Raw genomic sequence first — 20410 nt, 5'->3', positions numbered from 1 at the left:
CGGGCTGGCAATCGGCACGCAAGGGACGATCGCAAGGCGACGCGGGTGAGGTGGCTTTCACGCTTCCTTTACGCTCGTGGCCCATTGCGTTGTGGATATCGGCTGCGCCGCTTCGCCGGTTAACTGCAATCTGCCATTGACCGGGGCCAAAGTTCCTGCGCGTCTTGAAGTAGGGCACCGGGACACTCTATGTAGGGAATATGAAGAATTGTTGATTCCCGGCGCTTCGCAAAGGTTTCGGGCACATTGAAAAGGGTGGATATGAGAAATCCCGTTGATACCGCACTGGGCCTCGTGCCCATGGTCGTCGAACAGACCAACCGCGGCGAGCGCTCCTACGACATCTTTTCCCGCCTGCTCAAGGAACGCATCATCTTCCTGACCGGGCCGGTGGAAGACTCGATGGCTACCCTCGTCTGCGCACAGCTTCTCTTCCTCGAGGCCGAAAACCCGAAGAAGGAGATCGCGCTCTACATCAACTCTCCGGGCGGCGTCGTGACGTCGGGCATGGCGATCTACGACACCATGCAGTTCATCAAGCCGGCCGTTTCGACGCTGTGCATCGGCCAGGCCGCCTCGATGGGCTCGCTGTTGCTCGCCGCCGGTCACAAGGACATGCGCTTCGCCACGCCGAATTCGCGCATCATGGTTCACCAGCCTTCGGGCGGCTTCCAGGGGCAGGCCTCGGACATCGAGCGCCACGCCAAGGACATCATCAAGATGAAGCGCCGCCTGAACGAGGTCTACGTGAAGCATTGCGGCCGCACCTATGAAGAGGTGGAACAGACCCTCGACCGCGACCATTTCATGAGTGCGGACGAGGCTCTTGACTGGGGCCTGATCGACAAGGTGATCACGACGCGCGAGGCGGTCGAAGGGCCGCAGGCCGGCTGATCAGGGGGGCTTTGGCGGTGGATCAACTCCGATGTGACGGAATTGTAATGGTCCAAGGGCTTTATCCGCGCGCCAAAGACGTTAATAATGACCGCCATGTCATGCTGGGCTTGAACCACGTGGCAGTCGGTTTGGTGGGGGATTCGTTGCCGCCGGTCGAAAGTTTTCGTTTCGGCCGGCCAGTACCCCAAAGGGCCTGGATGGGCCGGCGTCGTGGCCGGACCGTAAGGCGGGTTGAGTGGTCCGCGCGACCTTGTGGTTCGTGCGGCGTGCCGGAAGGAAAGTGATATGAGCAAGGTCAGCGGCAGCAACGGCGGCGACTCCAAGAACACTCTCTATTGTTCATTCTGCGGCAAGAGCCAGCACGAGGTTCGCAAGCTGATTGCGGGTCCGACCGTGTTCATCTGCGATGAATGCGTCGAATTGTGCATGGACATCATCCGCGAGGAGAACAAGACCTCGATGGTCAAGTCCCGCGATGGCGTTCCCACGCCCCAGGACATCATCAAGGTCCTCGACGAATACGTCATCGGCCAGCAGCAGGCCAAGCGCATCCTTTCGGTCGCCGTGCACAACCACTACAAGCGTCTGGCGCATGCGGCCAAGGGCTCCGACGTCGAGCTGGCGAAATCCAACATCATGCTCGTCGGCCCGACCGGTTGCGGCAAGACCTATCTGGCCCAGACGCTCGCCCGCATCATCGACGTTCCCTTCACGATGGCCGACGCCACGACGCTGACGGAAGCCGGCTATGTCGGCGAGGACGTCGAGAACATCATCCTGAAGCTGCTGCAGGCCGCCGACTACAATGTCGAGCGTGCCCAGCGCGGCATCGTCTATATCGACGAAGTCGACAAGATCTCCCGCAAGTCCGACAATCCGTCGATCACCCGCGACGTGTCTGGCGAGGGCGTACAGCAGGCGCTTCTGAAGATCATGGAAGGCACGGTTGCCTCGGTTCCGCCACAGGGCGGACGCAAGCACCCACAGCAGGAATTCCTGCAGGTCGACACGACCAACATCCTGTTCATCTGCGGCGGCGCGTTTGCCGGTCTCGACAAGATCATCTCCGCCCGCGGCGAGAAGACCTCGATCGGCTTCGGCGCGATGGTGCGTGCGCCGGAAGACCGCCGCGTCGGCGAAGTGCTGCGCGAACTGGAGCCGGAGGATCTCGTCAAGTTCGGCCTGATCCCGGAATTCATCGGTCGTCTGCCGGTTCTGGCGACGCTGGAGGACCTGGACGAGGACGCGCTGATCCAGATCCTTTCGGAGCCGAAGAACGCACTCGTCAAGCAGTACCAGCGCCTGTTCGAGATGGAAGACGTGGAACTGACATTCCACGAGGACGCGTTGCGCGAGATCGCCCGCCGCGCCATCATCCGCAAGACCGGCGCGCGCGGCCTGCGCTCGATCATGGAAAAGATCCTGCTCGACACCATGTTCGAACTGCCGACGCTGGAAGGCGTGCGCGAGGTCGTCATCTCCGACGAGGTCGTCAAGGGCGCCGCCCGTCCGCTCTACATCTACTCCGATCGCTCGGAGGAGAAGGCGAACGTATCGGCCTGAGGCCGACCGCAAGACAGTAGGCCCGCAATTGCGGGCCTGCACCAGGCGAAGGGTTTGGTCCCGTTCGCTCGACCGCAGTCTTTGGATGTAGTGAGTATTCGGGATTGGCGTCCAAGACGCGGTCCGGCAAGATGCAGCATTATTGCATGGCACGGCTGCAGCAATTGCCGGTCTCGCGCGGGACAACGCTCCCGCCCTTCGCGAAATGCGTTCCGGCTACACCTTGGCATTGTGACCGTCGCCCGAATGTGTACGATATCAGGGGATTGCCGTACCGAAGCTGGTGCGCGGACGCGGGCGTAAGCTCCGCGACAGGTGCCGGTTCTACCGTGGCTTCCCTAGGGTGAGGAAATCCATCCGGCCTGGCTGCAGCCTTGAAAAGTAGTCGATCGAAGTCCACTTGAGTGTGGAAGAAAGTAAGCCGGATTGGCGCAACAGGGCGCTCCGGCATCAGCTCCCGGCAACGGGAAGTTGGAAAGGACATGACATGACGAAGAAAACGTCTGGCGCGAACGAAAACATGGCATTCCCGGTCCTGCCGCTGCGCGACATCGTGGTATTTCCGCACATGATCGTGCCGCTGTTCGTCGGCCGCGAAAAGTCCATCCGCGCGCTGGAAGAGGTGATGGGGACGGACAAGCAGATCATGCTTGCGACCCAGATCAACGCCGGTGACGACGATCCGGAGCCCGATGCGATCTACAAGGTCGGAACGGTTGCGAATGTGCTGCAATTGCTGAAGCTTCCCGACGGCACCGTGAAGGTGCTGGTCGAGGGCCGCGCACGCGCCGAGATCGAAAGCTATACCGATCGCGAGGACTTCTACGAGGCGATGGCACATGTTCTGCCGGAACCCGAAGAGGATCCGGTCGAGATCGAGGCGCTGTCGCGCTCGGTCGTCTCCGAGTTTGAGAACTACGTAAAGCTGAACAAGAAGATCTCGCCGGAAGTGGTTGGCGCTGCAAGCCAGATCGAGGACTACTCGAAGCTGGCCGATACGGTCGCCTCGCACCTGTCGATCAAGATCACCGAGAAGCAGGAGATGCTCGAGACGACCAGCGTTAAGCTGCGTCTGGAAAAGGCGCTCGGCTTCATGGAAGGCGAGATCTCGGTGCTGCAGGTCGAAAAGCGCATCCGCTCGCGCGTCAAGCGCCAGATGGAGAAGACCCAGCGCGAGTACTATCTGAACGAACAGATGAAGGCGATCCAGAAGGAGCTCGGCGACGGCGAGGACGGCCGCGACGAGATGGCCGAACTGGAAGAGAAGATCGCCAAGGCCAAGCTCTCCAAGGAGGCCCGCGAGAAGGCGGACGCCGAATTGAAGAAGCTGCGCCAGATGAGCCCGATGTCGGCCGAGGCCACCGTCGTGCGCAACTACCTCGACTGGCTGACCGGCATTCCCTGGGGTAAGAAGTCGAAGATCAAGACCGACCTCAACGCCGCGGAAAAGATCCTCGACGAGGATCACTTCGGTCTCGACAAGGTCAAGGAACGCATCGTCGAGTATCTCGCCGTGCAGGCCCGTTCGACCAAGATCAAGGGGCCGATCCTTTGCCTCGTCGGCCCTCCGGGCGTCGGCAAGACCTCGCTCGCCAAGTCTATCGCCAAGGCGACCGGCCGCGAATATATCCGCATGGCGCTCGGCGGCGTGCGTGACGAGGCCGAAATCCGCGGTCACCGCCGGACCTACATCGGCTCGATGCCCGGCAAGGTCATCCAGTCGATGAAGAAGGCGAAGAAGTCCAACCCGCTCTTCCTGCTCGACGAGATCGACAAGATGGGCATGGATTTCCGCGGCGATCCGTCTTCGGCCCTGCTCGAGGTGCTCGATCCGGAACAGAACTCGACCTTCATGGATCATTACCTCGAGGTCGAATACGACCTGTCGAACGTGATGTTCGTGACGACGGCGAATACGCTGAATATCCCTGCGCCCCTGATGGACCGCATGGAAGTCATCCGTATCGCCGGCTACACAGAGGACGAGAAGCGGGAGATCGCCAAGCGTCACCTGCTGCCCAAGGCGATCCGCGATCATGCGCTGCAGGAGAAGGAATTCTCCGTTACAGACGGCGCGCTGATGGCGGTGATCCAGCAGTACACCCGCGAGGCGGGCGTCCGTAACTTCGAGCGTGAGCTGATGAAGCTCGCCCGCAAGGCGGTCACCGAGATCATCAAGGGCAAGACGACCAAGGTCGAGGTGACGGCGGAGAACATCCACGACTTCCTGGGCGTTCCGCGCTTCCGCCACGGCGAAGCCGAACGCGACGACCAGGTCGGCGTTGTTACCGGGCTGGCCTGGACCGAGGTCGGCGGCGAACTGCTGACGATCGAGGGCGTGAGCCTGCCGGGCGGCAAGGGCCGCATGACGGTCACGGGCAACCTGAAGGACGTCATGAAGGAATCGATCTCGGCGGCGGCATCCTATGTCCGCAGCAGAGCCATCGATTTCGGGATCGAGCCGCCGCGCTTCGACAAGACCGACATCCACGTGCACGTGCCGGAAGGTGCGACACCGAAGGACGGTCCGTCGGCCGGTATCGCCATGGCAACCGCCATCGTATCCATCATGACCGGCATCCCGGTTTCGAAGGATGTGGCGATGACGGGCGAGGTGACGCTGCGCGGCCGCGTGCTGCCGATCGGCGGCCTGAAGGAAAAGTTGCTTGCTGCCCTTCGCGGCGGCATCAAGAAGGTGCTGATTCCGGAAGAGAACGCCAAGGATCTGGCTGAGATTCCGGACAACGTGAAGAACAACATGGAGATCATTCCGGTCTCGCGCATGGGCGAGGTGATCGAACACGCCCTCGTTCGCAAGCCGGAACCGATCGAATGGGACCCGGCGACTGCCGACACCAAGGCGGTCGCGCCGGTCGAATCGACCGACGACGCCGGTTCCGCCGTCGCCCATTGACGTTGGAGCCAGCGCGGAAGATTTGTCTTTTCGCAGCTCAAGGAAGAGGAAGGCCGGCAGCGATGCCGGCCTTTTTCATGTAAAAGCCTGTGAAAAGCCCGGAATTTCAGCGTTTGCGGGTGAAATCCGGTTGCGGCGGGAAGGTCGATGCGTATTCTGCCCTCGACTTGGTATGAGTCGTTTCGAACCGTATGAAAGGGGTGGAAACATGAACAAGAACGAACTGGTCTCCGCAGTAGCTGAGAAGTCCGGCCTGTCGAAGACGGATGCTGCATCGGCTGTCGATGCTGTATTCGAGACGATCCAGGGCGAACTGAAGAGCGGCGGTGACGTTCGCCTCGTCGGTTTTGGCAATTTTTCCGTATCGCGTCGCGAAGCTTCGAAGGGTCGTAACCTTTCGACCGGCGCAGAGATCGACATTCCGGCGCGCAACGTGCCGAAGTTCTCGGCCGGCAAGGGCCTGAAGGACGCCGTCAACGGCTGATTGCATGCCTGTTCCGGCTCCGGCCGGCGGAATGGGGGCCCGGTTTTCCGGGCCCTTTTTCTTTGCTGGGGACCGTCGTCAATCTGTCATCCAATCGTCATCGCGCTGTAACGGTGAGCCATCAGAACCCCAAAATTCCTTGACGCACACTCGGAGGTTCAGATGAAATCGCATTCTCTCGTGGCCGGCCTTGCCGCCGCGCTCGCTGCATCGGTGGCACCTGCCGCCCATGCCGAGCAAGTCTTCAACCGCATTGCTTCATTCGCCGTGGTCGACAATCTGCCCGACGGCGTCGATCGGAAGGCGCCGACGTCGTCCGAGATCATCGCGGCGACCGGAGATGGCAACACGCTCGTCTATTCCGACAGCCCGCTGAAGGCGATCGGTTTCATCGACATCACCGACGCTCGCGCGCCGAAGGCCGGCGGTACGGTTTCGTTCGAGGGCGAGCCGACCTCCGTTGCCGTCGTCGGTGGCAAGGCGCTGGTCGCCGTCAATACTCGGGAGAGCTACGTCAAGCCGTCGGGCATTCTTGCAACCGTCGATATCGCCAGCCGGAAGATCGACGCGACCTGCGATCTCGGCGGTCAGCCGGACTCCATCGCGATCAACAAGGACGCCACGCTTGCGGCGATCGCCATCGAAAACGAGCGCGATGAAGATGTCAACGACGGCGCCCTGCCGCAGATGCCTGCCGGCGAACTGGTTATCGTGTCGCTGAAGGACGGTGCACCCGATTGTGCCTCGACCAAGCATGTGGCGCTGACCGGCCTGGCCGAAATCGCCCCCGAGGATCCGGAACCCGAATTCGTCTCCTTCAACAGCCGCGACGAAATCGTCGTCACGCTGCAGGAGAACAACCATATCGTGATCGTCGACGGCAAGTCCGGCACGGTGAAGTCGCATTTCTCCGCCGGCACCGTCGATCTGAAGAACATCGACACGAAGAAGGACGGCGTAGTCTCCTTCGCCGGCAAGAAGGATGCGCAGAAGCGCGAGCCCGACGCGGTCAAGTGGCTTGACGACGATCGCGTCGTGATGGCCAACGAGGGCGACTGGGAAGGCGGCAGCCGTGGTTTCACCATCTTCGACCAGTCCGGCAAGATGCTCTACGAAAGCGGCTCATCCTTCGAGCATGCAATCGCCTCCATCGGCCACTATCCCGACAAGCGCAACTCCAAGGGAGTCGAGCCGGAAGGTCTGGAAGCGGCGAAGTTCGGCGACGACAACCTTTTCTTCGTCCTGTCGGAGCGGGCCTCGATCGTCGGCGTCTACAAGGATACCGGCGGCGAGCCGGAACTTCTGCAGCTTTTGCCCTCCGGCGTCGGCCCGGAAGGTGCCGTCGCCATTCCCGGCCGCAACCTGTTCGTGACGGCGAACGAGACCGATCTGGTCGAGGACGGCGGCCCTCGCTCCCACGTGATGATCTATGAGCGCGGAGAAGGCACGCCCGCCTACCCGCAGATCCGCTCCGCCGACAAGGACGGGCTGCCGGTCGGCTTCGGCGCCCTGTCGGCCCTTGCCGCCGCGAAGGACGAGCCGGGCAAGCTCTTTGCCGTCAGCGACTCGTTCTATTCGTCTGATCCGGCGATCTTCACGATCGACGCCACCCAGACGCCGGCCCTCATCACCGACAAGCTGACGATCACGCGCGACGGCGCGCCGGCCCAGAAGCTGGATCTCGAAGGCATCGCCAATGACGGGGAGGGCGGCTTCTGGCTCGCCTCCGAGGGCAATGCCGACAAGCTCTACGCGCATGCCATCATCAACGTGAACAAGAAGGGCGAGATCAAGAAGGAGATCGCCATTCCGGCAGAACTGCGCGCCGGCGAAACCCGCTTCGGCTTCGAAGGTGTCACCACCGTTGGCGAAGGGGACGACATGGTCCTCTGGATGGCGGTGCAGCGCGAGTGGAAGGACGACGAGAAGGGCTTCGTGAAGCTCGTATCCTACAAGCCCTCGACCGAGGAATGGGGCGCGGTCCGCTATCCGCTCGAAAAGGCCGATGGCGGCTGGGTCGGCCTCTCGGAAATCACCGTCAACGGTGACTATGCCTATATCGTCGAGCGGGACAATCTGGTCGGCAAGGATGCCAAGCTGAAGAAGCTCTACCGCGTCGCCCTGGCCGATCTCAAGCCTGCCAAGCTCGGCGGCGAACTGTCCGTCGTGAAGAAGGAAGAGGTCCGCGACCTCATTCCGGACCTGAAGGCGCTGAACGGCTATGTCGTTGACAAGGTGGAAGGCTTCACCATCGATGCGGCCGGCAATGGCTATGTCGTGACCGACAACGACGGGGTGGATGGTTCGTCCGGCGAGACACTGTTCTTCGGTGTCGGCCCGGTCAATGCGATGTGACCACCCCTTGTAGGGTTGAACAGGCAAGAGGCCGGAAGCGATGCTTCCGGCCTCTTCGCATTTGGAAGGATGCGGGTGTCGAGGTGTATTCGATCAGGAGCTTGCGGTCACGCGCGGGTCGACGAGCTGGCTCGCCGCCTCGTCGCGTTCGCGCTGCAATTCCACCGTTCGGGCGCTGAGGCACTCGAGAATCTCGGCGAACTGGTTCTTCTGGTCGTCGTTGAGCACATCGAAGATGCCGTGGACGATCTTCTGCTTGGGTTCCATCGCCGCATTCATGACCGTGCGCCCCGTCTCGGTAATCGAGACGATCTTCGCCCGCCGGTCTTTCGGATCCGGCTCTCTTACCACAAGCTTGTCCCGTTCCAGCCCGTCGATCGCCTCGGTGACGGTGCGTGGGGCAAAGCCGAGCGCCGCGGCAATGTCGGTGGACCGCTGCGGGCCTTCACAGGAGAGGAGGAATAGAAACTTGCTGCGCGCAAGCGATACGCCCTCGTCCATCATGCATTCGTTCACCAGGCGGCTGACCTGGTGGTAGAGCTTGAACATTCCCTGCGAGATTTCGAGAGTATCTGTCATGCCGGCACCATATATATATTGAGGGACCATGTCAAAAGAATTGAGGCACTTTCATGGAGGAGTGGTTCGATTTGTTGAACAATGGTTCAGTATCCGCCCAGTCGTGGTGCAGTATTCGTGCGTGAATAAGCTGGTGACTGTTCCGGCGGGCCATTGACCATCGGCCAATGCCTGCGGGAAGGTCGGTCATGCCCTTTCGCTTCGTTCACACCGCCGACCTGCATCTGGATTCGCCGATCGCTTCGCTCGCCCTGCGCAACGGCGAACTGGCCGAGCTTGTGCGGGGCGCGACGCGGCGGACCCTTGAGCGGATCGTCGACCTTGCCATCAGCGAGGAGGCGGATGCCCTCGTCGTCGCCGGTGATCTCTACGACGGGGCGCAGACGTCAATGTCGACGGCGCTCTTCCTCGTCGCGCAGATGCGTCGGCTGCAGGCCGCGGGTATTCGGGTCTTCATTATCCGCGGCAATCACGATGCCCAGTCGCAGATCACCCGGGAGCTGACGTTTCCGGACAATGTTCACGTCTTCGACGGGCGCGGGCGGCCGGTGAAGGCAGGGATGCTTGCAAACGGCCGCGAGGTGCACATGCACGGCATCAGCTTCGGCCAGCCGCATGCCCCGGCAAGCCTGCTGCCATCCTATCGTGCGCCGGTCGCGGACGCGATCAATATCGGCCTGATGCACACCAGTCTTGCTGGCTCCACGCGCCACGACAACTATGCGCCGGCCAGCATCGCCGACCTTGCGGCGCATGGTTTCGACTACTGGGCGCTCGGCCACATCCACCAGCGCGCCGTCCACCTTGATCGACCTTTCGTCGTCATGCCGGGCATTCCGCAGGGGCGCGATATCAATGAAGCCGGCTCGAAATCCGTCACTCTCGTCACGATCGATGAAGAGGGCAGCTTTTCCCTGGATGAGCGCTTTCTGGCGATCGCCGCTTTCGAGCGCGTGACAGTGGATGTCGCCGGAATCGATGAGTGGCAGGCGATGTTGCGGACGGTCCGCCACCGCCTGGAGCAGGCAAAGCAGGAGGTGCATGCAGACCACCTCGTCTGCCGCATCACCCTTGCCGGTACTACGCAGCTCGCCTGGCGCCTGCAGCGCGACCATGACCTGCTGTCGGCGGAGTTGCAGGCCGTTGCGGACGGTATCGGCGACTGCTGGATCGAAACCGTCGAGCTTGCCGTCGGCCGAGCACTCGAGGTGCAGTCCGGCGATGACGTCGGCGCACTTGCCGAACTCGGGGCTATCATCGAACGCGACATCCTTCCCTCGCACGCCTATGGGGTCGAGTTGCGCGAGACGTTGACGGCCCTGATGGCGCAATTGCCGCGGGAGGTGCGCGATCTCTTGGGGGCTGACGAGGAAGGGGAGGAGGCGCTGCTCGCGCTCGCCTCGGCGCGCGGCGCAGCCGGAATCCTGCCTAAGCTGGCGTCGGGCGCAGAGGGGGAGATGGCCTGATGCGCCTGAACCGTCTCGATCTTTCCCGCTATGGCAAGTTTACCGACAAGCGCCTGGATTTCGGCCCGGCACGACCGGGCCTAGCCGATTTCCACCTTGTCTACGGTCCGAACGAAGCCGGCAAGTCGACGCTGTTTTCCGCCTATCTCGATCTACTTTTCGGCATCGAAACCCAGAGCGGATACGGCTTCCTTCATCCCTATCCGACGATGCGGGTCGGCGGCGACGTCACGATCGGCGCGGAACGCCACGAGGTGGCGCGCCTGAAACGGCGGCAGGGCTCGCTCGTTGCCCCGGACGACAGGCCCTTGCCGGATGCGCTCTTCGCCCCGGCGCTCGGCGGCATGGACCGTCAGGCGTATCAACTGATGTTCTCCCTCGATGACGACAGCATCGAACGGGGTGGCGAGAGCATTCTCAAGAGCGAGGGCGAACTGGGGGCGCTGCTCTTCTCCGCAAGCTCCGGCCTTTCTGGCGTCGGTTCCGGGCTGGAACGCCTCAGGGCCGAGGCCGACGCCTTCTTCCGGCCGCAGGGCCGCAAGCACCAGCTTTCGGCAATGAAGGCGGAGATCGAGGAGCTGAAGAGGAAGCGGCAGGAGGTCGATGTCGCCGCGCGGGAATACGGCGCACTGACCCGCCAACTGGAAGCCTCCACCGCAGCCTATGACGAGGCGTTTCAAAAGCGCAGCGAAGCCAGACGGCAGCTCGACGAGATCGAGCGCAAGCTGGCGGCGATGCCGCTGCTGCACCGGCTTCGCGCTCTTCGCGCGCAGCTTGATGCCTACGAGCTGGGAGAAACGCCCCCGCGGGAGTGGGCGGCAACCGCCAATCAGCTGATGCTGCAGGAAGCCGAATTGGCCGCTCGCCGCGAAAGCCTGCAAGCCGAGTTCGAACAGCGGTGCGAGTCCCTGAAGGGCATTCCCGCCGATCCGCCGGTCCTGCTGCTCGAGGCCGGTATCGAAGATCTTGCGGGTTCGGATCTGGAGGCGCGCTATCGCACGGCCCGCATCGATCTCGACGGGAGGATCGGCGAACGCGAGCGCATAGACGCCGACATCGTCGAGAAGCGCGTCCTGCTCGCCATTCCCTCCGACATGGACACCTCTTCCCTCGTACTGCCGGCGGACCGCGCCGAAGCATTGTCGGGTCTAGCCGCATCCCGTTCCGGCATCGACGAACGGCTTGCGGCGGCGGGGCGCGAGCAAGAGGAGGCGGTCCGCGCTCTTGCGGTGGCGGAGGAAAAGGCCGAACACGCCGGCGCTTCGGACGAGGCGCCCGACGGCGACGCGGCGCGCGAGGGCCTGACGAGGCTGATCCGGCTCGGGCGACAGAACGCCGCCCGCCTGCGCGAGGCCGAACGCGACGTGACGGCCGCAAGGAAGGCGTCATCGTCCGCGCTTGCTAATCTGCAGTGGCGCGGCGATCTGGAGGCGCTGCGCGCGCTCGATGCGCCGGGGCGTGAGACGATCGATGCTCTCCGGCAGGCGATCCGGCGCCATATCGACACGGTCGCCCAGATTGGCGAGCAGACCCGTTTGACCGAGCGGGATCTGGCCGGTCGACGCGCGGGCATGGAGCGCATGCGCCGCTCGGAGCCGCTGATCGCCGACGACGAAGCGGAAGCGCTGCGTGCCCGCCGCGACGAGGCCTGGCAGGCGCATCGCGCAGCCCTGGACGCGACCTCGGCCCATCACTTCGAAATGGCGATGCTGGACGATGATCGCGCCGGCGCACAGCGCCTGGCGCAGGCCGGCAGGCTTTCGGAGCTGCGGCTGGCAGAAAAGGTGATTGCCGAGGGGGAGGCGCGGCTGGAAGCGCTGCAGGACGAACTGCGGCGTGTCGCCAGTGACGGTGTCGCGGCAATTGCGCGAACCGAAGCGATCGTCGCGCGCTGCGGTTTGCCGGTCGCGTTTTCACATCTGACCCGCGGGGCATCGGCGGCCCGCCGTGCCGGCAGGCTTGCCACCGCCTCGCTTGGCGCCGCTGCGGTTTCCAGGCCGGATGACAGCGCCGATGAGGAACCGGATGCCGTCGCCGGTGCGCTGGAAACCGCTCTTGGCGAGTTGGAAAGGATCGAGCGCTGGCTTGAACGCCGTGCCGTTGCGCTGGCGGATGCCGAACTCGCGTCCGGGCGGCAGGCGGGTCTCGATCTCGCCGAGCGGGAGGCAAGGGGGCTTGCGGATCGCCTTGCTGCCGCGCTCGGGGCGCGGGCGCCTGATACGATATCAGCGGCAGTGCTGGACGAACTTCTTGATCTCGCCCAGGAACGCGCCGATGCGCTGGCCGAAAGCACCGCACGCCGGCAGGCCGCCGCCGAGGCGCATCGCTTGGCGAAGCAGCGTCTCGCGGAGCGCACGGTGGCCCTGAAGGCGGCGCACGCTGCGATCGAGGACTGGCGTGCGGCATGGGCGGCCGCCGGCGAGGGCACGTGGCTTGCTGCGGCTGGCCTTGCAGGCGAGGCCGCGCGCGTGGGCGAACGCCTGCCTCTCATTCACGCGCTCTCGCGCCTGGTGGAGGCGCGCCGCGAGCTCGACCGCCGCATCGACGGCATGCGCCGCGACGAGGCGGACTATCGCCGCCGCGCAACTGAACTGGCGGCGCAGGCGGGTGACGAGCCGGCTGCCGATCCGCTCGGCATAGTCAAGGCGCTATCCGAGCGCCTGCAGCGCGCCCGGGACATGCAGGCGCGCCGGAAGGACCTCGAGGCCGAGCTCGACCGGCTGGAGAAGGAGCGCATCGCGCTTGAGGAGCGCAGTGCGTTCCATGACCAGCGCTCGCGCGACATCTGCGTCGCGCTCGGTTGCGAGACGCTTTCTGAGGCTTCGTTCGCGCTGGAACGCTACAGGGAGCGCGAAGACCTGAGGCAGCGCGTCGACGATACCGCTCACGATCTTGCCCGGCAGATGCTGGCGGCAAGCGCGGAGGAAGCCGAAGCGGCATTGATCGCCACCGACGAAGCCGAACTCCTTGCCGAGAAGGATCGCCTGCGCGCCGTCCACGAGGACAGGGATGCGGAGGTTCGCGAGGTGCATGCGGCAAGGATAAAGGCGAAGGAGCAACTGGCCGCCATCGGTGCCGACGGCACGGCGGCCATGCTGGAAGAACGGCGCCGCACACTCATCATGGACCTCGCCGAAAGGGCGAGGGGATATCTTTCAACCCGCGCCGGCATCCTCGCGACAGAAGCCGCGCTGCGGCTCTACCGCGAGCGCCACCGCAGCGCGATGATGCGCCATGCCTCGGATGCGTTCCGCACCATCAGCGGCGGGGAATATGCAGGCCTCGCCACCATCGTGGAGAAGGAGCAGGAGATCCTGGTGGCGACGGCTGCCGCCGGAGGCACCAAGCTTGCGCGCGAGCTTTCCAAGGGGACTCGCTTCCAGCTCTATCTGGCGTTGCGCGTCGCAGGCTATCACGAGATCGCGGCCAATCGCGAGATCCTGCCCTTCGTGGCCGACGATATCATGGAGACCTTTGACGACGGCCGGTCGCTGAACACCTTCCGTTTGATGGCCGAGATGTCGAAGGTGGGGCAGGTTATCTACCTGACGCACCACCAGCATCTGCGCGACATCGCGCGTGAGGCCTGCCCGGACGTCGTCATCCACGCGCTTTGAACCGGTCGCTTCGCGTTCATGTCGGCGCCGTCTCGTCTCAGGGCATGAATTGCCGCAGGAGCAGGAGGAATGCCAGCGCTGCGGCAACGATCGCGCCCCCCACGACGATGATCGCCACGACCGCACAGATCAGACCGGCGATCACCCAGGCCCCGTCGCGCTCCAGAATGCCGAACGCGGCAACCGAAATCGCCAGCGCCGGTAGGATGTTGCCGAGCGGCATCGGCAGGAAGAGGATCACCGCAAGCACGAGGCAGACCGCGCCGACGAAATACTCCGCCGGTGGTATCGTGAGATAGCTCATCCTCGGGCGGAGCAGGCGCTCGGCCCGCTGGAGCCAGGGCTGCAGTCGCCGGACGATCGCGGCGAAGTCCTTCGTCAGCATCGACCGGTTGGCGATCACCTTCGGCAGCCAGGGCGTCAGGCCGACCGTCATCTGTGCGGTCAGCACGACCAGCGGAGCGCCGAGAATGGCCGAGGTGCCGGGCGGAGTCGGCAGGATGTTCGGCAGCGCAAAGATCAGCATCAGCGCGCCGAAGGCGCGATCGCCCATGGCTGCGAGGATGTCGCCCACGGATATCCTCTCGCGTACCGTGTCGTCGGCAAGCTCGCTCAGGATGGTCGAGAAACGGCGTCGTGGCGGTTCGGAGCCCCCTGCTGCCTCTTTCGAGAACTCGTCTCCGGGCGTTTCGTCGATCATGGAATCCCTTATGCTGGCGGCGTCGGCTGTGAGGTTACGCCGGCGAGGTGACCGCAATGTAACGGCTGGCGGCGCTTGGGCTTTGGAGGTCCGCATATGGGGCCTGTTCCGCAAATCGCAAAATCACAGTTGCGTTTCCCCCGCGGCAGCGCGATTCTGTCGCGGGCGTCAGCGTCGTCCGCGTGGCCGTCGTCAGCGGGCAGATGGCCGAAACAGAACGCTTCGGAGGCCTCAGAGTGGCTACGGGGTTGACTTGACGGACCGCCGATGGTTCTTGGCACCGTGCTTCGGTCCGGACCGAAGCGGCAACGGGCGAACGGCATGACCAATGGGCAATACAGCGGCGTGACGGAACGGCAGCGGGGTTTCCTCGGTGCGCTGCTCCTCATGCTTGCGCTTGTCGTTGGCCAGTTCGTCACGCTGGAACGCAAGATCTCCTTTAGGTCCTCGGCCGATCCGTCCGTCTCGCGCTCGGCAGCCGAAAAGCTGGCGCAACGCAACGCGCCGCTGCCGCGTTCGGCCGGCGGCGGAACGAGCAGCGGCGACAACTGGCACATGGCCGGCAGCAGCACGGATCGGCGCGTCTTCAAGGTGAAGCCGACGGGTACCGGCGGGGATCCTTTCCCTGATGTCGGCCTTCTGGCCACGGACGCCCCGGGCATCGGTCTATCGAAGACCGGAGAAGCCAAGGTGCTGGCGCGCGTCGGTCTGGTGCCGGCAGGCACGCCGCGGCATCAGTTCGAGGGCAGGGCGCCTCCAGCGGTGATCCTCTGACGGCCTTCTGAGGCCGGCTTCGGCGCGCTGTCGCCGATTTTTCCATCAGTTTCCGGAGCGATACGGCCTAAGGCTCGGCGCTCCATCGCACATGAAGCGGAATATTCCATGCGCACATCCAAATGGGCCCTCCTGGCCTATATTGCCATTATTCTTTTCGGCGTCCTGACGGCCGTACCGAATGTCCTGACGCCATCGCAGCTCGAGCGTTTCGGCGGATACCTGCCGGCAAAGCCCGTTACGCTCGGCCTCGACCTGAAGGGCGGCTCGCACCTCGTTCTGGAGGTGGATTCGGCGGCGTTGACCAAGGCGCGCATGGACGTGCTGCTGAACGATGTTCGCGGCATCCTGCGCACCGCCGGCGAACGTGCTTCCGCGGCGCGCCTGAACGGCGATGCGCTGGTCATCACGCTTACCGACCAGGCGGCCTTCGACAAGGTCCTGCCCGAAGTGCGCAAGCTCGCCGCCCCCACGGGGACGCTCGGCTTCGGTGGCGGAACGTCCGACATCGACGTCCAGACTTCCGGCACGACGATCACCGTCCAGCTGACCGAAGCCGGCCTAGCCGATCGGATGACCGCGGCGGTCGACCAGAGCCTCGAGATCATAAGGCGACGCGTCGACCAGGTAGGCGTGGCCGAGCCGCTGATCCAGCGCGTGGGCGGCGACCGCATCCTCGTCCAGCTTCCCGGCCTGCAGGATCCGACCCGGTTGCGCCAGCTTCTCGGTTCGACCGCGCAGATGAGCTTCCATATGCTGGATTCGTCGGTCGACCCGAACGGCGTGGCGCCGCGTGGCGTGACGATCCTGCCAGGTGCCAACGACGGCCAGAAGTATGCCGTGGAGGATCGCGTCGCGATCTCGGGCGATCGCCTGGCGGATGCCAAGGCCGGCTTCGACCAGCGCACCAACGAACCCATCGTCTCGTTCACCTTCGATACGACCGGTGCGCGTCAGTTCGGCGAAATCACCAAGGCCAATGTCGGCCGTCCCTTTGCGATCGTCCTTGACGGCAAGGTTCTGACCGCGCCGGTGATCCGTGAGCCGATCCTCGGCGGTCAGGGACAGATCAGCGGCAACTTCACCCCGCAGGAAGCCACCGTCCTCTCTGCACTGCTTCGTTCCGGCGCTCTGCCTGCGCCGCTGACGATCATCGAAGAGCGCACCGTGGGCCCGAACCTCGGCAGCGACTCGATCCGCATGGGCCTCTACACCGGTCTCGCCGGTCTCGCCCTCGTCGTCGTCATGATGGTCGGCCTCTATAGCGCCTGGGGCCTGATCGCCGTCGTCGGTCTGGTCCTGCACACGGTCATGACCATCGGTTTTCTCGGCCTGCTCGGCTCGACGCTGACCCTGCCGGGCATCGCCGGCATCATCCTCGGCATTGGCATGGCGGTGGATGCGAACATCCTGATCAACGCGCGTATCCGCGAGGAAACGGCCACCGGTTCCGGTGCCATGAAGGCGCTCGATGTCGGCTTCAACAAGGCCTACGCGACCATCGTCGACGGCAACATGACGACCATGGTCGGCATGATCCTGCTGTTCATGTTCGGCAGCGGCCCCGTGCGCGGCTTCGCGATCACCATGATCCTCGGCCTGGCGATTTCCATGTTCACCTCCATCACCGTCGTTCGACTGCTGATGCGTGAGGTCGTCATTCGCCGTAAGATGAAGAAGATCGAGATCCATTCGATCTTCGGTGCTGTGTGGGGCATTCCGAACTTCTCCTACATGCGGCGGCGCTACATCGCCATCGCCATCTCGGCTTTCCTTTCGATCAGTTCTATCATCCTGTTCCTGAAGCCGGGCCTCAACTACGGCATCGACTTCATCGGCGGTATCCAGGTCGAGGCGACGTCCAAGACGCCGATCGAGCTGGCACCCCTGCGTGAGAAGATGGAAGGGCTGAACCTCGGCGAGGTCGCGCTGCAGGAATTCGGCCAGGGCACCTCGGTCCTCATTCGCGTCCAGCGCCAGCCCGGCGGCGAAGAGGCGCAGACAGCGGCGCTGCAGCAGATGCAGAAGGGCGTGCTCGAGGTCATTCCGGACGCGAGCTTCGAGCGCACCGAAGTCGTTGGCCCGACCGTCAGCACCGAGCTTGCCCGGTCCGGCTTCATCGCCGTCGGCCTCGGCATGCTGGCGATCCTGATCTACATCTGGTGGCGTTTCGAATGGCACTTCGCCGTCGGCGCCATCGCGACGCTGATCCTCGACGTCACCAAGATGATCGGCTTCTTCGCGCTGATGCAGATCGACTTCAACCTGACGGCCATCGCAGCCGTGCTGACGATGATCGGCTACTCGGTCAACGACAAGGTGGTGGTCTACGACCGCATGCGCGAGAACCTGCGCAAGTACAAGTCGATGCCGTTCGCCGAGCTGATCGACCTGTCGATCAACCAGGTGATCATGCGATGCATCTTCACCTCGGTTGCGGTGGCGGCGGCCCTGCTGCCGATGGCGATCTGGGGCGGCGACACGGTCAAGCCGTTTGCCTGGCCGATGGTGTTCGGCGTCATCGTCGCGACGTCCTCGTCGATCTACATCGGCGGCCCGATCCTGCTGTTCCTGTCGCGCTGGTGGACGGACCGCGAAGGCAGCCGCCTGCCGACGGCTTCGCCGGAAGGCCAGGTCATCGAGCAGAAATGAGGAAAGGGGCGCTTCGGCGCCCCTTTCGCTTTACTGCCGTCGCTGATCGACCTGCTGGAACGGTAAGCCCTGCCTCGAAGGTACATGGAAAATCCGGCGGCGATGCCAAGCGGGGGGAAGGGCACGCCCCGCCCTTCGGTCCCGTACCCGCGCCCGGCCTCAGCCGAAGCGCGCGGGAGAAAACACGGCGGGCTCGACCCCCTCGCGGGCAAAGTCCGGCGGTAGTGGAATGCCGGTTAGCAGATGTGCCGCAAGCCGCCCGAGGGCCGGTGAGGAGAGGATGCCGTAGCCGCCCTGTCCGGCAAGCCAGAAAAAGGCGGGATTGTCGTTTGCCGGACCGATCACCGGCAGCCTGTCGGCGGAAAAGCTGCGCATGCCCGCCCAACTGCTGGCGATCCGCCCGATGGTCAGCGTCGTCGCTTCCTGGAGGTAGTGCGCTGCATAGGCGATGTCGATCTCTTCCGGCTGCACGTCGGCCGGCTCGCAGGGCGTCTCATCCGCCGGGGAGGCGAGCAGGCGTCCGGCATCCGGCTTGAAGTAGTAGGTCTCGTCGATCTCGTTGATCTCCGGCAAGGCCAAGGCGTCGATGCCATCCGGCAGGCCGACGGTGATCGCGGTGCGCCGATGGGGGACGATGCCGGCGGGCGCCACGCCGCAGATTTGGGCGATCGCGTCCGCCCAGCCACCGCCCGCATTCACCAGCAGCCCCGCCGACAGATGGCCCGTCGACGTTTCGATCCGCCAGCGGCAATCCTCATGGCGGGCATGGACGAGTTCCGCCCCGTTCAGGAACTCTGCGCCCGACCGACGCGCACCGCGCGCATATCCCTGCAGCAGGGCGTCCACGTCGATGTCCCAGTAGTCCGGATCGAAATAGGCGGCCGCGACATAGGCCGGATCGAGGAAAGGCGCGCGCGCAACCGCCTCCTCGACGGTGAGAGCGACCACGCCGGCCCCGCTTGCCTCCGCCTTGCGCCGCGCGCTTTCGACCGCTTCCTCCTTGCCCGCTTCTCCGATCCAGAGGCTGCCCCGCCGGGTCAGCAGCGGGACTGCGGCAAACTCCGCCGGCGGATCAGACATGAAGGCGTGGCTGACGCGGGCAAGCGCGTTTACGGCCGCCGTGTTGTCGCGCAGGGTGAACTCGGCGGCCGAACGCCCGGTGCTGTGATAGCCATGCGCGCTCTCGCGCTCCAGCACGACGACGGAACGTTGCGGTGCAAGGAAATAGGCGAGGGACAATCCTGCAATCCCGCCACCGACAATGGCCACGTCGTAGTGCTGCATGCTCGTCCACCCCCGTCCGCTGTCCGGCCGTGCTCCGCGGGCCGCGCTGACGGCATCTTGTAGGGGAGGCGGAGCCGTCGCTCAAATTTATAGTCATGAAAGCGGCTATAAATACGGTTTATGCGTTCGGATGCTGCCAGAGCGGAACGTCCGCGATGTGCGCAAGGAAGGCGCGTTCGGCAGGGTTGAGGGCCGCACTCGGATTGGTGATGCGGAAAGTCTCGGTCTGCGGCAGGTCGTCATAGGGCGGCAGTTGCCAGAGGTCGCCGCAAGCCGCCGACGCCGCGGCGAGATGCACGGGCAGCATGCCGATACCCGCATTCGCGATGACCAGCCGAAGGACTTCCTCGACGTTGAATGCGATGGCGCGCACCTGCTGGCCGAACGAGCCGACCGCACGGACCGCAGTGACCGGCCCCATATGCGGACCACCCAAGACGTCGGAGATGAAACTGACGTAGGGTTCACCGCGCAGTTCCTCGATGCGGATGCCTTCGGTGCCGAACAATCGGTGGCCGCGGCCGCAGTAGAGCGCATAGGTCTCGATGCAGAACGGAGCACAGCCAAGGCCAGCCGGGATGATGCCGTCGGAGATGCCCAGCGTGGCGACGCCGCGTTCGACCGAGCGGATCACGTCGGACGTCGTCTCGACCTTGACGCCCGCGGTCACGCGGGGATGAAGGCGGAAGAAGCTGGCTAGCGCCCGGTCCCAGGCCGGGTTCAAGGCGTGGCTGACGGTGTGGATGGTGATGTGGCCGGATATCTCTTCGCCGGTCGGCTCCATTGCTTCCGGCAACCGGACGACGGAGGTGAAGATGTCGCGGCAAAGCGCATGAAGCCGCGCACCGGCCTCGGTGAGATCGAACCGCCCCGGCCGCCTGTCGATCAGCTTGTGGCCGACGGTCTGCTCCAGCCGTTTTAACGCCATGCTGACGGCCGGTTGCTGCAACAGCAGCCGGTTCGCCGCCTTGGTGATGCTGCCTTCCTCGACCACAACCACGAAGGTGCGCAGCAGGTTCCAGTCGAGGTTGTGGGCGAAGCGTTCGAGGCGATTGGTGGGCATGGCACCAGCTATGACGGCTTATGCGGAGAAGGCAAGGCGCTGTTGGCGGCTTTGCCGGCCAG

General features: G+C 64.2%; 13 protein-coding genes. 9 read left to right on the top strand and 4 right to left on the bottom strand.

Annotated elements, in window-relative coordinates; genetic code table 11:
• Positions 1–261 precede the first annotated feature (261 nt).
• From CRO48_RS10430 to CRO48_RS10410, 5 genes are all read left to right on the top strand, one after another.
• Positions 262–894 (top strand): ATP-dependent Clp protease proteolytic subunit, encoded by a 633-nt coding sequence (locus CRO48_RS10430; protein ID WP_097138911.1) that lies wholly within the window; start codon positions 262–264, stop codon positions 892–894.
• A gap of 288 nt (positions 895–1182) precedes the next feature.
• Positions 1183–2460 carry an ATP-dependent Clp protease ATP-binding subunit ClpX gene (clpX, locus tag CRO48_RS10425; protein ID WP_097138909.1) on the top strand — a complete coding sequence of 426 codons (1278 nt, stop codon included), beginning with the start codon at positions 1183–1185 and terminating at the stop codon, positions 2458–2460.
• 487 nt (positions 2461–2947) lie between these two features.
• Entirely contained in the window at positions 2948–5374 is a 2427-nt protein-coding gene (lon, locus tag CRO48_RS10420) for an endopeptidase La (RefSeq protein WP_097138906.1), read from the top strand.
• Between the two features lie 208 nt (positions 5375–5582).
• On the top strand, positions 5583–5858 hold the full coding sequence (gene hupB / locus CRO48_RS10415) for a DNA-binding protein HupB (RefSeq protein ID WP_097138904.1): 276 nt from the start codon (positions 5583–5585) through the stop codon (positions 5856–5858).
• Between the two features lie 162 nt (positions 5859–6020).
• On the top strand, positions 6021–8213 hold the full coding sequence (locus tag CRO48_RS10410) for an esterase-like activity of phytase family protein (protein ID WP_097138902.1): 2193 nt from the start codon (positions 6021–6023) through the stop codon (positions 8211–8213).
• A 93-nt stretch (positions 8214–8306) separates the two neighbouring features.
• Here the strand turns inward: CRO48_RS10410 and CRO48_RS10405 are convergent, their stop codons facing one another.
• Entirely contained in the window at positions 8307–8792 is a 486-nt protein-coding gene (locus tag CRO48_RS10405) for a MarR family winged helix-turn-helix transcriptional regulator (protein ID WP_097139390.1), read from the bottom strand.
• 188 nt (positions 8793–8980) lie between these two features.
• Here CRO48_RS10405 and CRO48_RS10400 point away from each other — a divergent pair, with 188 nt between their 5' ends.
• Both CRO48_RS10400 and CRO48_RS10395 read left to right on the top strand, forming a co-directional pair.
• Positions 8981–10258 carry a DNA repair exonuclease gene (locus CRO48_RS10400; RefSeq protein WP_097138900.1) on the top strand — a complete coding sequence of 426 codons (1278 nt, stop codon included), beginning with the start codon at positions 8981–8983 and terminating at the stop codon, positions 10256–10258.
• A complete protein-coding gene (locus CRO48_RS10395; RefSeq protein WP_097138899.1) occupies positions 10258–13875 on the top strand; it encodes an ATP-binding protein in 3618 nt (1205 codons plus the stop codon). The genes CRO48_RS10400 and CRO48_RS10395 overlap by 1 nt, the downstream gene beginning before the upstream one ends.
• Before the next feature lie 37 nt (positions 13876–13912).
• Here CRO48_RS10395 and CRO48_RS10390 read toward each other — a convergent pair whose 3' ends face one another.
• Positions 13913–14491 carry an exopolysaccharide biosynthesis protein gene (locus CRO48_RS10390; RefSeq protein WP_210201989.1) on the bottom strand — a complete coding sequence of 193 codons (579 nt, stop codon included), beginning with the start codon at positions 14489–14491 and terminating at the stop codon, positions 13913–13915.
• Positions 14492–14896: 405 nt separating this feature from the next.
• Here CRO48_RS10390 and CRO48_RS10385 point away from each other — a divergent pair, with 405 nt between their 5' ends.
• Positions 14897–15349 carry a hypothetical protein gene (locus CRO48_RS10385; protein ID WP_097138895.1) on the top strand — a complete coding sequence of 151 codons (453 nt, stop codon included), beginning with the start codon at positions 14897–14899 and terminating at the stop codon, positions 15347–15349.
• 108 nt (positions 15350–15457) lie between these two features.
• Positions 15458–18001, top strand: a complete 2544-nt coding sequence (gene secD, locus CRO48_RS10380) for a protein translocase subunit SecD (protein WP_097138893.1) — start codon at positions 15458–15460, stop codon at positions 17999–18001.
• A 159-nt stretch (positions 18002–18160) separates the two neighbouring features.
• Here secD and CRO48_RS10375 read toward each other — a convergent pair whose 3' ends face one another.
• The gene (locus CRO48_RS10375; RefSeq protein ID WP_097138892.1) at positions 18161–19285 is read right to left on the bottom strand and encodes an NAD(P)/FAD-dependent oxidoreductase; all 1125 of its coding nucleotides are present in this window, start codon (positions 19283–19285) and stop codon (positions 18161–18163) included.
• Positions 19286–19403: 118 nt separating this feature from the next.
• Positions 19404–20348, bottom strand: coding sequence for a LysR family transcriptional regulator (locus CRO48_RS10370; protein WP_097138890.1), 945 nt, complete (start codon positions 20346–20348; stop codon positions 19404–19406).
• Positions 20349–20410: the final 62 nt, after the last annotated feature.

This window comes from Rhizobium subbaraonis (assembly GCF_900220975.1).
In the GTDB taxonomy this organism is placed as follows: Bacteria; Pseudomonadota; Alphaproteobacteria; order Rhizobiales; family Rhizobiaceae; genus Mycoplana; species Mycoplana subbaraonis.
Note: the sequence above shows the minus strand (reverse complement) of the source record. Positions and strands in the feature narration are given on the sequence as shown.

Coding starts and splice junctions, on each gene's coding strand:
- clpX (WP_097138909.1), top strand. CDS start 1,183: ATGAGCAAGGTCAGCGGCAGCAACGGCGGCGACTCCAAGAACACTCTC.
- CRO48_RS10430 (WP_097138911.1), top strand. CDS start 262: ATGAGAAATCCCGTTGATACCGCACTGGGCCTCGTGCCCATGGTCGTC.
- CRO48_RS10370 (WP_097138890.1), bottom strand. CDS start 20,348: ATGCCCACCAATCGCCTCGAACGCTTCGCCCACAACCTCGACTGGAAC.
- CRO48_RS10375 (WP_097138892.1), bottom strand. CDS start 19,285: ATGCAGCACTACGACGTGGCCATTGTCGGTGGCGGGATTGCAGGATTG.
- CRO48_RS10410 (WP_097138902.1), top strand. CDS start 6,021: ATGAAATCGCATTCTCTCGTGGCCGGCCTTGCCGCCGCGCTCGCTGCA.
- CRO48_RS10395 (WP_097138899.1), top strand. CDS start 10,258: ATGCGCCTGAACCGTCTCGATCTTTCCCGCTATGGCAAGTTTACCGAC.
- hupB (WP_097138904.1), top strand. CDS start 5,583: ATGAACAAGAACGAACTGGTCTCCGCAGTAGCTGAGAAGTCCGGCCTG.
- CRO48_RS10400 (WP_097138900.1), top strand. CDS start 8,981: ATGCCCTTTCGCTTCGTTCACACCGCCGACCTGCATCTGGATTCGCCG.
- lon (WP_097138906.1), top strand. CDS start 2,948: ATGACGAAGAAAACGTCTGGCGCGAACGAAAACATGGCATTCCCGGTC.
- secD (WP_097138893.1), top strand. CDS start 15,458: ATGCGCACATCCAAATGGGCCCTCCTGGCCTATATTGCCATTATTCTT.
- CRO48_RS10385 (WP_097138895.1), top strand. CDS start 14,897: ATGACCAATGGGCAATACAGCGGCGTGACGGAACGGCAGCGGGGTTTC.
- CRO48_RS10405 (WP_097139390.1), bottom strand. CDS start 8,792: ATGACAGATACTCTCGAAATCTCGCAGGGAATGTTCAAGCTCTACCAC.